Annotated in this window: 13 protein-coding genes; 8 read left to right on the forward strand and 5 right to left on the reverse strand. The window is 53.5% G+C overall.

Annotation, left to right across the window (positions count from 1 at the left end):
* Positions 1–5 precede the first annotated feature (5 nt).
* The 5 genes from MMC1_RS06240 to MMC1_RS06260 form a co-directional block, all read right to left on the reverse strand.
* Complete coding sequence (locus tag MMC1_RS06240; protein ID WP_011712889.1) at positions 6–1601, reverse strand: cation:proton antiporter family protein; 1596 nt, start codon at positions 1599–1601, stop codon at positions 6–8.
* Positions 1602–1750: 149 nt separating this feature from the next.
* On the reverse strand, positions 1751–3349 hold the full coding sequence (locus MMC1_RS06245) for an IS66-like element ISMasp5 family transposase (RefSeq protein ID WP_041640896.1): 1599 nt from the start codon (positions 3347–3349) through the stop codon (positions 1751–1753).
* Positions 3350–3834: 485 nt separating this feature from the next.
* Positions 3835–4236, reverse strand: a complete 402-nt coding sequence (locus tag MMC1_RS06250; RefSeq protein WP_011712892.1) for a hypothetical protein — start codon at positions 4234–4236, stop codon at positions 3835–3837.
* On the reverse strand, positions 4233–5558 hold the full coding sequence (locus tag MMC1_RS06255) for a recombinase family protein (protein ID WP_011712893.1): 1326 nt from the start codon (positions 5556–5558) through the stop codon (positions 4233–4235). The genes MMC1_RS06250 and MMC1_RS06255 overlap by 4 nt, the downstream gene beginning before the upstream one ends.
* Positions 5555–5995 carry a DUF2924 domain-containing protein gene (locus MMC1_RS06260; protein WP_011712894.1) on the reverse strand — a complete coding sequence of 147 codons (441 nt, stop codon included), beginning with the start codon at positions 5993–5995 and terminating at the stop codon, positions 5555–5557. Before MMC1_RS06260 ends, MMC1_RS06255 begins: the two co-directional genes overlap by 4 nt.
* 898 nt (positions 5996–6893) lie before the next feature.
* Between MMC1_RS06260 and MMC1_RS06265 the strand changes: the two genes are divergently transcribed.
* The 8 genes from MMC1_RS06265 to MMC1_RS06300 all read left to right on the forward strand — a co-directional run bounded on the left by MMC1_RS06265 (position 6894) and on the right by MMC1_RS06300 (position 13300).
* Positions 6894–7232: a hypothetical protein gene (locus MMC1_RS06265; RefSeq protein ID WP_011712895.1), complete on the forward strand. Its 339-nt coding sequence runs from the start codon at positions 6894–6896 to the stop codon at positions 7230–7232.
* A gap of 107 nt (positions 7233–7339) precedes the next feature.
* The gene (locus tag MMC1_RS06270) at positions 7340–8305 is read left to right on the forward strand and encodes a hypothetical protein (RefSeq protein WP_011712896.1); all 966 of its coding nucleotides are present in this window, start codon (positions 7340–7342) and stop codon (positions 8303–8305) included.
* Positions 8305–9138 (forward strand): DUF3102 domain-containing protein, encoded by an 834-nt coding sequence (locus MMC1_RS06275; protein ID WP_011712897.1) that lies wholly within the window; start codon positions 8305–8307, stop codon positions 9136–9138. Before MMC1_RS06270 ends, MMC1_RS06275 begins: the two co-directional genes overlap by 1 nt.
* 2 nt (positions 9139–9140) lie before the next feature.
* Positions 9141–9635: a hypothetical protein gene (locus MMC1_RS06280; RefSeq protein WP_011712898.1), complete on the forward strand. Its 495-nt coding sequence runs from the start codon at positions 9141–9143 to the stop codon at positions 9633–9635.
* Positions 9632–10534, forward strand: a complete 903-nt coding sequence (locus tag MMC1_RS06285) for an ATP-binding protein (RefSeq protein ID WP_011712899.1) — start codon at positions 9632–9634, stop codon at positions 10532–10534. Before MMC1_RS06280 ends, MMC1_RS06285 begins: the two co-directional genes overlap by 4 nt.
* Before the next feature lie 5 nt (positions 10535–10539).
* Complete coding sequence (locus MMC1_RS06290; protein WP_011712900.1) at positions 10540–11181, forward strand: hypothetical protein; 642 nt, start codon at positions 10540–10542, stop codon at positions 11179–11181.
* Between the two features lie 11 nt (positions 11182–11192).
* A complete protein-coding gene (locus MMC1_RS06295; protein ID WP_011712901.1) occupies positions 11193–12875 on the forward strand; it encodes a DEAD/DEAH box helicase in 1683 nt (560 codons plus the stop codon).
* Positions 12875–13300, forward strand: a complete 426-nt coding sequence (locus tag MMC1_RS06300) for a DUF6511 domain-containing protein (RefSeq protein ID WP_011712902.1) — start codon at positions 12875–12877, stop codon at positions 13298–13300. The genes MMC1_RS06295 and MMC1_RS06300 overlap by 1 nt, the downstream gene beginning before the upstream one ends.
* The last annotated feature ends 7 nt before the right edge of the window (positions 13301–13307 follow it).

Consider the following 13307-nt stretch of genomic DNA (forward strand, 5'->3'; position numbering starts at 1 on the left):
TGTCCTTATTGCTTCGTTTCAAGCAAATGAGTGGCAACACCTAAGCCAACTTCATTGTAGACGTTATAGACTTGGGTAATGCCATGTTCTTTCAATCTTGCTTCCTGATCAGGGTAGAGCGCAATAGCAACCAAAGAGCCCTGATAGCCGTGTTTGCGTAGATTATCCGCTACGATTATATTTGATTGCTGATTAGGCATGGATAATAAAACCGTTTTCACACCTTGGTGGCCATCAGTGAAAAGTGACCAGAATTCGGGATGGGATGCGTCCCCGACGACAACGTTTCGTCCAGCAGCTTTATTGCGCATCACCACGCTATGGTCAACATCGATGCCCATTATCTTACTCTGCTCTTGTTTACTCATCTCATCATAAGCAGCCTGCCCCACCTTCCCCATCCCTAAGATCAAGAGATCATTTCCTGTGATAAAGATCTCTCTATCCTCTGGTAAACGTTCATCTCTTTCCCAACGCACCAACCATCCACGGATTTTTTCGTATAAGTCATCTGCATGGCTGTTTAAAGGGGAGGCGATAAGAAACGAAAAAGAGAGTGCTAAGGCAAGTATGGTCACCCACTCAGCGGGCAACCATCCCACATTCAGAGCAATGGCAGCGACGATTAAGCCAAACTCAGAGTAATTGGTTAAAATTGCGCTACTCTGTGTTGCTGATCTTGCTCGTAATTTTAAGCGGGTGAGGAGTAGGTAGAATAGAGCCCCTTTGATAGGCATAATAAGCAGGAGTATGAGAGCTGCTATGGCAGTTTCCCATGTGGGCAAGCCTGAAAGACCTATAGTGAGGAAAAAGCCGACTAAGAAAATCTCTTTGAATCCAAGGAGATTCTTGGAAAGCTCTCCTGCTTGGGGATGGTTTGCCAACAACACGCCAAAAACCAAAGCGCCAAGATCTCCCTTCATACCCACAAGTTCAAAGACCGCTGCTCCTCCCAAAGCAGTGACAAATCCAAAAAGAGCCAGTAGTTCACGATGACCCGATTGAGAAAGAATATAGCCCAGCAGATGACGGCCAGGTATGAGTGCCAGCAGTAGCACAGCCCAAATGGATGGTACCTTGCCTGATGATGCAGCTAGAAAAATTACGGCTGCGATATCTTGAATAACCAAAATTCCAATGGAAACATGGGCATACTGAGCGCTCATCGCCCCGCGCCCTTCTAGGGTTTTGATGGCAAATACAGTGCTGGAAAATGAGAGAGCAAAGGCAACAATGAGAGCCTCTTCCCAACCCAAATCGGCGAATGTTTGAATAGCCGTTAGGCTGAGAAGAAGCAAAATCAATGTGGTTGCAATAACAATGATGCCCATGTGGGCTGTTGCAGTGCCCCAAATTTCAGTGCGGGCAAGTGATTTTAACTGCAACTTCAGCCCAATGGTAAACAGCAGCAAGGTCACACCGAGATCTGCAAGTTCATTCAGAAAAGAGTCGTTAGATACCCCCAGGATATTGAGCGCAAAACCAGCGGCCAAAAATCCCAGCATTGGAGCAAGATGGAGTTTTTTAAATATGAGGCCAAAAAAGAAAGCAACTGCAATCCAGGCAGGGTCTTGTATCTGAATTGATTCAAGGATATCCATCGTTATTCTCCAAACACCAACTTGAGCGTGCAAAGATATTGTTGGTCATTTTCCATCGTGAGCTGTAATCCGAATGCTAAGTTTAAGGGATGCAATTAATGGGATCGTTCTAGAGGGGGGTAGGTGGTAACCGTTCAGAGACCCCGATATCAAGCGGCTACTGGAGCCGGTAACGGTGGTACGGGGTTTCCATTTCTCCGTTCAGCAATTACCTTAGCAAGATAGTCCCAGGGGGACACGTTCCGCAATCGGCAAGTTTCGATGACGCTAGCCAGCACACCCAATACTTGGCTCCCTTCTGCCGTACGAGTTCCATGGCTGATCAAACGCGCGATGACCCAGTGGCGCAGCGCACGTTCAGCATCATTGTTTGTCAGTGGCAACCCCGGAGATCTCAAGGGTAGCCAGATGACATCCCAGTCATTGAGAAGCTCAACGGCAAGGCTGCGAACCTTTTCGGACGGGGGATAATCTCTGTACATTTTGCAGTATCCCTGGAAATCTTCCAAAATCGACGCGGCAGCAGGCGGATCCGATCCGTCTTTGACCTCTTCGACCATGTATTCCAGGACTTCCAATACCCTGGAGCCGAATCGCTTGGTCTCTTTATCCAGGCTTACCGACAACCCTTTGGCCTTCCGGATCAGATGTGCCCAGCAACGCAGCCGCTTTGAAAAAGTCCGGTAGTTCATGAGTCCGTCGCTCATCAGCCAGCCCGCGAATTCCTCGGTCAGGATATCCATGACCATTTGCCGTGTCCGAGGTCCCACACAAAACAAGACTGTATTGGCCGTCGCGAAAACCCAAAGCCACAAAGCTTGACCTTTTTGCTTCCAAGGCGTTTCGTCTACATGAGCCAGAGCAGAAGCACGAAGTTCAGCAATCAGTTCATCCTGAACAGGGTTGGCAGCCAGCCCGACTTCACGTATGCAATTGTCGATGGTCCCGACACTCAACTCCAGGCCGAACCAATCGATTAAAAACTCCTGGACCTTGGAGCGAGACAACCGCATCCGTTTTGCGAGCGCAACAATGAAAGCTGCCAACATGGGGCCGACAATACGCCATTCACTCAAACTGGTTGCGGTTTTGCGTCCTGCAATCTCAAGTCGATCCCCTGTGCCGGGACCGGTACATGAAATATGGCCGCATCTACAGGCAATTTCCCCAAAAAGGTGCTTGGTTCCCTCCATCCTCAATCCAGGCTGATCCGGGCCACCCCTTATCAGATCGATGGTCACATAGCCGATTCGAGCTATAAATCGAGCATCCAAGGGAAGGGCAGCATCGCAGGCAGCACACGTTTCCGCTCGATGAACCACGGTACTCCGAATCGGAATTGTTTGGGTACGGCCGAAGCCTTTGGCGCCGATCGGCTTCCCAGCCCTACCTTTCGGCTTCTCGCTTGAAGAATCCGGCTTGCCCTTTCCTGGAGCAGGGGGAGTAGAATTACCGGAAGGCCCTGGGGAATCATCTCCACCCTCATCATCGGCCCCCTTCTTTTTATCCGGCGAAGCGTCATCTTCATCCTCATCCAGATGCGCTTCATCCTCCTCAACTGGAATTCCAAGGTACGCCGGACGACTGCTGGGCGGCTGGGAGCTGTTATCAGGTGTCCGGTTCAAACGCTCACGAGATTCCTTAAGATCCTCCAACATTTTCCGGCTGACGGCCAGCAATTCTGCAGACGATAGCGAGGAGAGATATTCCTCATCAATCTGGAGCAGGTCGTGATCCGAAAGCTTCATAGTTCGTGCGCCATATCATCGCCGGTGAATGAATCAACATGAACATGATAACACGAGTTTCCAGGAAGAGATTATTGAGCTTCTGCGCCCCATTGGAGCCAGTGTAAAAATACGCTCGTCTCCGGGGTGGGCCCACAGCTGAAAACCCGCCACAATTCCCCCTCAAGGCTTTGATAGGCAAAATAGATCGGATCGCACTCTCCTTTTGAAATTCCACGTTTTCGACGAAAATCGTGTCAAGGATATTCTTTGCCAAGATCAAACAAAATTGGTGCCAGCCCCAGCAGTTAATTCCTTCTCAGACGGTGAACATCCTCACTGAACGAGGGGTCTCTGAACGGTTACGGTAGGTGGCAAAAAAACTGTCTTTCGGTCAAATGTTTATATCTAATCAGAATGAACAGACTACAACCCAGATGAATTGGATTCAATAAATAACTGCTTCCAGGTTTCCTTATTCAGTACTCCTCTTTAACCGCAAGAGGTTACTTCATTTTCCATTGTTCCCGCTGGCCTTCCCACTCAACCGGGAAAGGCCGGGCAAGGCTCTTCCACGTCATCTCATCAGGCTGCTTCCCGTTGAGAATGGTCTCCACGATATCCGGTGCCAAAAGGGTCAGGCGGAGCACCTTGGTGACATAGGAGTTGTCCAATTTTTCCCGTTCCGCCAGCATCCGTATCGAATCGACCTTTCCCGCCTCCAGTTCCCTCATCCATCGATATGCCTTGGCGACCAACTTTGCCAGGGTCTCATCACGCTGAAGCACCTTAGGAGCGGTATTCATTTCACTCGGTGCCTCGATACGTTTCCTGCCCCCACGTTTCCGGAAGTCCCCAGGAATGGTGATGGTGATAAATTTCCCGTCATGGCTCAATTCCGCATTCATGCCGCTTTCCCCTTTTTGTTGCTAATATGGCTCAGCTCTTTTGCCAGGATGTCGAGGCCTTCAGCACGAAGACGTACCTTAAGCTCCTCCGGCGCGAGCTCGACCCGATCGACCAGTAGATTGATCAGTCGCTGCTGTTCTGCCGGGAACAGCTCCTCCCAAACAGGATCCAGGCGTTGCAACGCCTTAATGATCTCTGATTCCTGAAGGTCGGAGCCAATCTCTTTCCCTTCCCGCCAGATTTTTACCACCATTTCTGGTCGGTGCAGAATCTGTCGGACCTGCTGGACAACCAGGACTTCAATGTCTCCAGCCGGAACTGCGCAGATCGGGCAGTTTTTGTAACCCGTTTTTGTCGCTGTTTGGCAGATGTAGTAACGGTATAGCTTTCCTTTCTTTCGAGAGTGACTGGGACTCATGGATCGGTCACAATGGGCACAGCGGATCAGGCCAGAAAGAAGAGCTACGCTCTGCCTGCGCCGACGTGGGGGCTGTTTTCGTTTATTGGAGGCCAGCAGTGCCTGTGCCTTATCCCAAATTTCCCGCTCGATGATTGCATCATGCTCACCTGGATAGCTTTTGTCCCCAGAGGGGATCTCTCCCAGATAGTGGCGATTTTTCAGTAGGCGGTAGAGGTACCCCTTGTCCATGGGGTTACCGTAGGTGCTTACCGCCCCCGCATGCGCCAATTCATCAACTAACTGGGTCACTGAGCCAATCTCAAGGTACCGCTCAAAAATGAACTGGACCGTCTTGGCATCCTTTTGAACCACGACAAGTTTGCGGTCCTTGACCCGGTACCCCAGCGGGACACGGCCACCCATCCATAATCCTTTGCGCTTGGAGGCAGCGAATTTATCCCGGATCCTCTCCGCCGTGACCTCCCGCTCGAACTGGGCGAAGGAGAGCAACATATTGAGGGTCAATCTTCCCATGGAGGTGGCCGTGTTGAAGGACTGGGTCACGCTGGTGAAGGTCACTTCATAGTTGTCGAAGCGTTCCACCAGCTTTGAAAAGTCCAGAAGTGACCGTGTCAGTCGGTCGATTTTATAAATCACCACCATGTCGATCTTGCCAGCCTCGATATCTGTCAGCAGGCGCTTTAGGCCAGGCCGCTCCAGGTTGCCACCCGAAAATCCACCATCGTCGTAGCGATCCGGGACCAAGTGCCAGCCTTCCGCCTTTTGGCTGGTGATAAAGGATTCACAAGCTTCACGTTGGGCGTCGAGGCTGTTGAAATCCATCTCAAGCCCTTCATCGGTGCTTTTGCGGGTGTAGATGGCGCAACGCACTTTTGGCGTGATCTTCCTCTGAGTGCTCATTGCGTCGTCCCCCGTTTCTGCTTGCGGAGCCCCCAAAACACATGGCCATTCCATCGGGATCCGGTGATGAAGTTGGCCACTGCCGTAAGGCTTTTGAATCGGCGACCGCCGTATTCAAATCCATCCTCCAATACGGTGCAGACGTGATCCTCTCCCTTCCACTCCCTGATGAGGCGTGTTCCGGGCAATACCTGCTCCTTGGTCGGCTTCCTCTCTTGCTCGGCCTCGGCATCCAACGCCTCAAGGCGCTTCTTGGTCTCCTGTGACATGCCACCGTACGCCAGTTCCTGAAGCCTGTAGGCCAGTCGTTTGACCAGGAATGATCTGTTGAACGGTGGTGGTTCGCTGTCGTGGTACTCGATCCACATTGCCCTCAACTTCGGCGTGCTGAGCTCCGGCAATACAGCAACTTTTTTCATCAATTCAAAGTGTTTCATGGTCGTCTCCTATGGTGTTTTCCGACCATGAAGGCGTATGGTTGCCGAGTTATCCAGTGGAATCTTCTCGGATTTTTTCTTTTCTTTGAAACGGGTAATTCCGGTGGCCAGGATACTGGCGACCTCCCTCAACCGATCCTCGGCACTCATCAGAGTTGGCGACAAGGGACGAGGAGTTTTTCTGCGTCGCTTGGAATTGAGCATAGGGTGTGACCTCTGATTAAAGGGAAATCAGTGGCTCACGATCACACCCTCCTACATCTCAAAAACCGGGCCAGCGCAGTTGTCTTGATTTTCGGCCCTCAGGCGACGATTTCAGGCTCTCATCCGCGCCAAATCGCTCAAATCCGCCCTTGCGTGCCACGCCGTTCCTCTCAGATCCAAAGCCGATGGCACGCATAGCTGGACAGATAAACTAAAATGAAACATAAGGTTGCAAAGACAGACATCCTTGCGTGCCATCCCATGGCGTTGCGTGCCACCAACTGGAACCCTATTCCCGTGGCACGCAAACACCCTATGAAATCCATGATTTATCATTTGTTCTCATACAGATAGGCGCTCTGACCGGTCTCCCAGTTGCGGGCCATAGCGTTCCACCTTGCGTGCCATATCGTTCCATTTTGCACGTTTTGCGTTCCATTCTGCTCAATCTGCGTTCCATTTCCCCGTTTTGCGTTTCACTTCTCCGATTTTGCGTTCCGTTTTGATCGATCCAAAGACAAACCATGTAACGCCTCTTCTCACCCCCCGTAACAGAGCAGAGAAAAGGATCTCTAAAGCATGTTTTTAAACGATAAAATATGTTTGGCATTACGGTTGCGCTATAGGCTTTCAAACCCGGCACACGATCACAAACTATTCGGGCATTAAGAACACAGCATGAGTAGGAACGGAAATGACTCTGAATACGAACAGCAACCGAGAAAATGCTGCCCCTGAGATGGGGCTTTGGGCCGCCGTCCTGAACCAGGCGATGAAAGACGCCAAGGCCCTGATCAAGAAGGTCCAGCAAGAGCCTAGCCTGAGGGAAAGCCCGCTCTTCCGGGCCGACGTACGCCACATGACGCGGTACTTCCGTAGCAAAGCTACAGGCCCAGGCAGCTTCATTTTCATCTGTGACCTTCTGGGCATGAACCACGAACAGGCCGCCCAGCAGATTGAACAGCATTATCTCCGGCATCTTCAGCCGGTTCAGCAACGCACCACTTCACGCTACGAGGCACTGGCCAGCTGAAGTGGGCACCGATCCGCACGTCTAGGGTGCATGGCCCGAAAAGCCCGATTCCTGGCGGGCCTGACGTGCGGTCTTTCCCAGGACTCTTCATCAGGAGGAAGAGAACCATGAGCATCGAGAATCGCAGCACGACCCTGACCAGCAACGACGAGCAGTCGTTCTACAACGCTTACTACAAACTGGAGTGCGTCGATCCCGCATCCGACCAACTCGACCAGGCACCCGGCATCGATTTCTGGCCCGATGATATCTCGGCCTGTGTCATGAACATCACCCCGTCTCTGGCCCACCAGTGGCTCGAGAGAAACATCAAGAATCGCAGCCTCAAAAGACGCCATATCCAGGAGCTGGTCTCCGTTCTGGAGAATGGTCACTGGCGGCTCAATGGTGAATCCATCTGCTTCTCCAGGCATGGCGAATTGCTCGACGGCCAGCACCGCCTTCATGCCATCGCGAAAAGCGGTGTGGCTGCCGCCGCCATCGTGGTTTTCGGCGTCGACAACGAGGTCATGCGCACCTACGACCAGGGCTCCAAGCGCACCACCGCCGACCACCTGAACATCAACGGGGAAAAGAACTACGTCTCCCTCGGAGCCACCCTTCGGCTGCTGTTCATGTGGAAAACCCACCAGTTCCATAAGGAAGGGCCTAAATTCACGCCCGACCAGGAGACCCTGGAGAATCTGCTTACCCAGCACCCATCGGTCAGAGATAGCGTCCCCATCGCGAAAAAGAGCGGCCGCTTCATCAACGTGACTAATGGAGCAGCTCTGCACTTTCTCTTTCGCCAGACCAAGATCGTGATGAATGGGGACAGATCCCTCGCAGCCGACCACTTTTTTGAAAAGCTCGCCAGCGGCGAAAACATCACCAAGCAGGATCCAGTTTACCGCCTGCGAGAAGCTCTCTTGCTCAACCAGACCAGCAAGAAGCTGAATTCGGTCCAGACCCGCGCCATGACCATCAAGGCATGGAATCTCTTCTCCCAGAACCGTAGACGCGGTCGCATTCATTGGGACCCGACCGAAGAACCCTTCCCCAAGATCCATGGACTGGCTGAGGAGGCCGAATAATGAACGCCGTCACCCCATTCAATTACGACACCCTGATCAAACCCATGATCGAGGTGGCCAAACCTGCAGCTGAGCGGATCCGTCTCAGGATGCGCCGCACTGCCGAAGACATCATTGCCATAGGTCAAGACCTGGCCCGGGTAAAGAGAGCGATTCCTCACGGGAGCTTTGGTCCCTGGATCCAGGCGGAGTTTGAAATGACCGAGAGGACCGCCCTGCGGTTCATTCAAGTGGCCGAACGATTCCATGGCAAATCCGACATTATGTCGGATTTCAACCCCACGGTCCTCTACCAACTCGCTGCCCCCTCCACCCCAGATGAGGTCGTAGGCATGGCTGTTGAGGCTGCCGATTCCGGTGAGCTTGTAACCGCCGAGGACGTGAAGAATTGGAAGGATGAAATTCGCCAACTCAAACAGAAGCACCAGGAAAAACAAGCGGATTTCAAAACCCAAGTGGCCACCTTGGAGCTCGACCTGAAGAACCGCTCAACCAGAAATGCCGAGTTGACCAAAGAGCTTCAATCGGCCCGTAAAGAGCGGGACACCCTGCACAACGACCTGGAACAACTGAAACAAGAAAGTGACCGCAAGGGACCTGAGGACATCTACGTGGAGCTGAAGCCGGCCCATCAACTGGAGCATGTCCCGGTCCTGCCCAAGGCAACCCTCATGGCCTTGTTGGGTGAGATGGAATTAGCCCTGACAGCTAAACATTCCGTTTTCCACATTAACGATCTGAAACCGATCCAGACCAGCCTGCGCAGCATCCTTCAAACGGTTGAAAACGCGATGCTCAACGCAGATTACGGCATCACTGAAGAGGAGAAATGACCATGAATACAGAATCCGTCATCAACCTAGAAGACCTGCGGCAGATGGCCATGGGTGATGTGGCTGCTCTTGATGCGCCCACCCTTGCCCGACTGCAGTATGAAGCCGCCGAGTCCATGAACAGGGCCAAGTTGGTCAAGGAACTTCTGGACGGCGTGCTCAGCCGCAAATACGCCGACAAGGCAGCCCTGATGCGCACGGAAGCCGGGAAGGATTTCGGCACCGTACGCTTCAGCGATGGCGACGTGCAGGTGGTTGCCGACCTACCCAAACGCCCTCACTGGGATCAGAAGCGCCTTTCAGATTTGTTTGACCGGATCCGCAAGGCGGGTGAAGACCCTCAAGAATACATGGATGTTGATTATAAAGTACCGGAATCCAAGTTCAAAGCCTGGCCTTCCCAGATTCGCAGCGCTTTTGAAGGGGCACGCACCGTCAAGGCTGGCAAGCCCACCTTCAAACTGTCGGTGAAGGATGAGCAGGAGATCGCGGCATGAGCGGGCTCCCCATCATTAGCGCCGACCAGCGCATGGCGGAGCAACGGGGCATCAAGGGGGTAATTCTGGGCCCCAGCGGCATCGGCAAGACCTCGCTGCTATGGTCCGTCGATCCAAGTTCCACCCTGTTTTTTGACCTAGAGGCCGGAGACCTGGCCGTGGAGGGGTGGCCCGGGGATACCATCCGCCCACGCACCTGGGACGAGTGCCGCGACATCGCGGTGTTCATTGGCGGCCCCAACCCCGCGCTGAGGGATGATCAGCACTACAGCCAAGCGCACTACGACGCTGTTTTACAGAAGTATGGCGACCCCGGGGTCATGGCCAAGTATCAGAGCATCTTTGTGGACAGCATCACCGTGGCTGGACGGCTCTGCTTCCAATGGTGCAAGGGACAGCCTCAAGCTTTTTCGGAGAAGACCGGCAAACCAGATCTGCGGGGCGCTTACGGTCTACATGGTCAGGAGATGATCGCCTGGATCACCCATCTCCAGCACACCCGGGGCAAGAACGTTTGGTTCGTCGGTATCCTCGATGAGAAGACCGACGACTTCAACCGGCACTACTACACCGCTCAGATCGAGGGTTCTAAAACCGGCCTGGAGTTGCCCGGCATTGTTGACCAGGTCATCAGCATGGTGGAGATCAAACCCGAGGAAGGCCCGTCCTATCGTGCCTTCGTTTGCCAGACTATCAACCCTTGGAACTATCCCGCCAAGGACCGGAGCGGTCGCCTGGCCATGGTGGAGGAGCCCCACCTGGGCCGACTCATGGAGAAGATTCACCAACCAGTAAAATCGGCAGCGGAAAGGCTGCGCTTCGCCCGCCCTGAGAAAGTGACCGAAGCCGCCCCCGCCGCCGATACCCCCGTCACCACAGAAATGACCACAGGAGCATGACCATCATGAACGGCAATTGGAATGACTTCAACGATGCTGAATCTCAGCAAAGCTTCGATCTCATCCCCAAAGGGACCATTGCGCCGGTGCGCATGACCATCAAACCCGGTGGTTATGATGATCCAAACCGTGGCTGGGCCGGAGGTTATGCCAAACGCAACCCCGATACCGGTGCTGTGTACATACAGTGTGAGTTTGTCATCACCGAGGGCAAACACGCTAAACGGAAGGTGTGGAGCAACATCGGCTTATTCAGTCAGAAGGGTCCGGAATGGGGCAACATGGGGCGCTCTTTTATACGCGGGATCCTCAACTCTTCCCGTGGCCTCAAGGATAAGGACAACACCCCTCAAGCCCAACAGGCTCGGCGTATCAATGGACTGGCAGATTTAGATGGGATTGAGTTCTTGGCCAAAATCGACGTGGAAAAGGATCAGAGGGACGATTCGGATAAGAATACCATCAAGTTTGCCATCACCCCGGACCAAAAGGAGTATCAGGGCTACAGTGGTGGTGGTACTCCAGCACCAGCAGCACCCCCAGCTAACCAGGGGTGGCAACAACCTGCTCAACAACAAGCACCTCAACAGCCACAGCAGCAAGCTACTTCCACACCCCCTGCTCAAACGCCCAGTTGGGCACAGTAAGGGGGTAAACCATGCGTTTACGACCAAGGCAGAAACAGTTCGTGGAGCGGTCAGTGGCCGCTCTCCACGAACATGGGAACACTCTGGGGGTTGCTCCTACCGGTGCAGGCAAGACGGTAATGCTCTCTGCGGTTATTGGCAATATGCTCAGAAATGATGGTGGTAAAGCTTGCGTCCTTGCTCACCGGGATGAGCTGACCCGCCAGAATGTGATGAAGTTCACCAAGGTCAACCCTGGGTTCTCTACCTCCGTGGTGGATGCCCGTGGCAAATCGTGGCGCGGTCGCGCCACCTTTGCCATGGTGCCCACTCTTGCCAGGCAGAAGAACCTGGATACCATGCCTGAACTTGGCTTGTTGGTCATTGACGAGGCGCACCACGCCGCCGCCAACAGCTACCGGCGGATCATTGATACCGCTCTGGATCGTAATCCGGATTGCTGCATTTACGGTCTAACTGCCACCCCCAATCGTGGTGATAAAAAGGCGCTACGCCCCATCTTCAGCAATGTCGCGGACCAAGTTCGCCTGGGTGAGTTGATCACTGCAGGCAATCTAGTCAAACCCCGTACATTCGTTGTCGATGTAGGCACTCAGGATGCGTTGAAAAGCGTACGGAAGACAGCAGACGACTTTGATATGGCCGAGGTGTCCCAAATCATGAACAAGGCCCCGGTTACCGAGGCCGTTATCAAGCATTGGAAGGAAAAAGCCGGCACCCGAAAGACCATCGTATTCTGCTCCACCGTGGATCATGCCCAGAACGTTACAGATGCTTTCAACAATGCGGATGTGGAAGCTGTGATGGTCCACGGAGAGCTTACCACCGCAGAGCGCAAAGCTGCCTTGGCTCGATTTGAAAAGGGCTCGGCCATGGTGGTTGTGAACGTGGCGGTTCTCACAGAAGGCTACGATCATCCACCCACATCCTGCGTAGTTCTGCTTCGGCCAAGTTCGTACAAATCCACCATGATCCAGATGGTGGGACGCGGGCTGCGCACCGTGGATCCCGCCCTGTTCCCAGGACTGGTCAAAACCGACTGTATTGTTCTGGATTTCGGCACTTCATCCATTCTCCATGGATCTCTGGAGCAGGATGTCAACCTGGATGGAAAGGAGATCCAGGGAGCGGCTCCTACTAAGGAGTGTCCCGAATGTCAGGCTATCGTGCCTTTGGCAGTCAGGGAGTGCTCCCTTTGTGGGTATGTGTGGGAATCGGAAGTTACTGGAGAAGGGCCGGAATCCATCACCGACTTCATCATGTCCGAGGTGGACCTGCTCAAACGCTCCAGTTTCCGCTGGGTTGACCTGTTCGGAGATGATGCCGCTATGGTGGCCAACGGCTTCCACGCCTGGGGTGGGATCTTCTTCCTCAATGGCAACTGGCACGCTGTGGGTGGAGCCAAGGGCCAGCCGACTAAGCTGCTCTCCATAGGTGAACGTACCATCTGTCTTGCTGCAGCCGATGACTGGCTCAATGAGAGCGAAACCGATGAGTCGGCACATAAAACCAAATCCTGGCTCAACCAACCCCCAACGGATAAGCAGCTTCAATATCTGCCACCAGCCATGCGCATGGATATGGGGCTGACCCGTTACCACGCATCAGCGCTGCTGACCTTCCGCTTCAATAAGGCTGCCATTCGCAGTTTGATCTTTGAAGCGGACCGACAGGCACTGGCGGAGGTGGCGTGATGGCCATGGCATGGACACGCCGAAAGAGCACCTGGCACGACCCGGATTGGGGGTGGATCAAGTTGCCGCCTGGTTTGCGCACCCGCCGGGTTGGGCTGGCAGCCTTGAACCGTAAGGAGCGGTCACTCTTTCAGCGTCATTTAAAACGTCACTCCTCACACGTTCTGATCTGGCTGTTACGCAAGGTTAGAGCTGTGCCGGAGGATCTGATTTTGGAGGTTCACAACATGGTGGATGCCACTGAGTTGGAAAAAGCAGCCATGGCCGCCGCACTCCCCTCTCTTGGGGAGTATGTGGCCAGCATTGGTATGCAACGCCCTTTGGCGGAGTACAGCAAAGAGGAAGTGCTCACGATGGTGGAGGTGGTTATCACTGCCTATCAGGAGTACATGGCCAGCGCCAAGCCGGATGAGATTCCGTTTTAGGAGAGCC

The organism is Magnetococcus marinus MC-1, from assembly GCF_000014865.1.
In the GTDB taxonomy this organism is placed as follows: Bacteria; Pseudomonadota; Magnetococcia; order Magnetococcales; family Magnetococcaceae; genus Magnetococcus; species Magnetococcus marinus.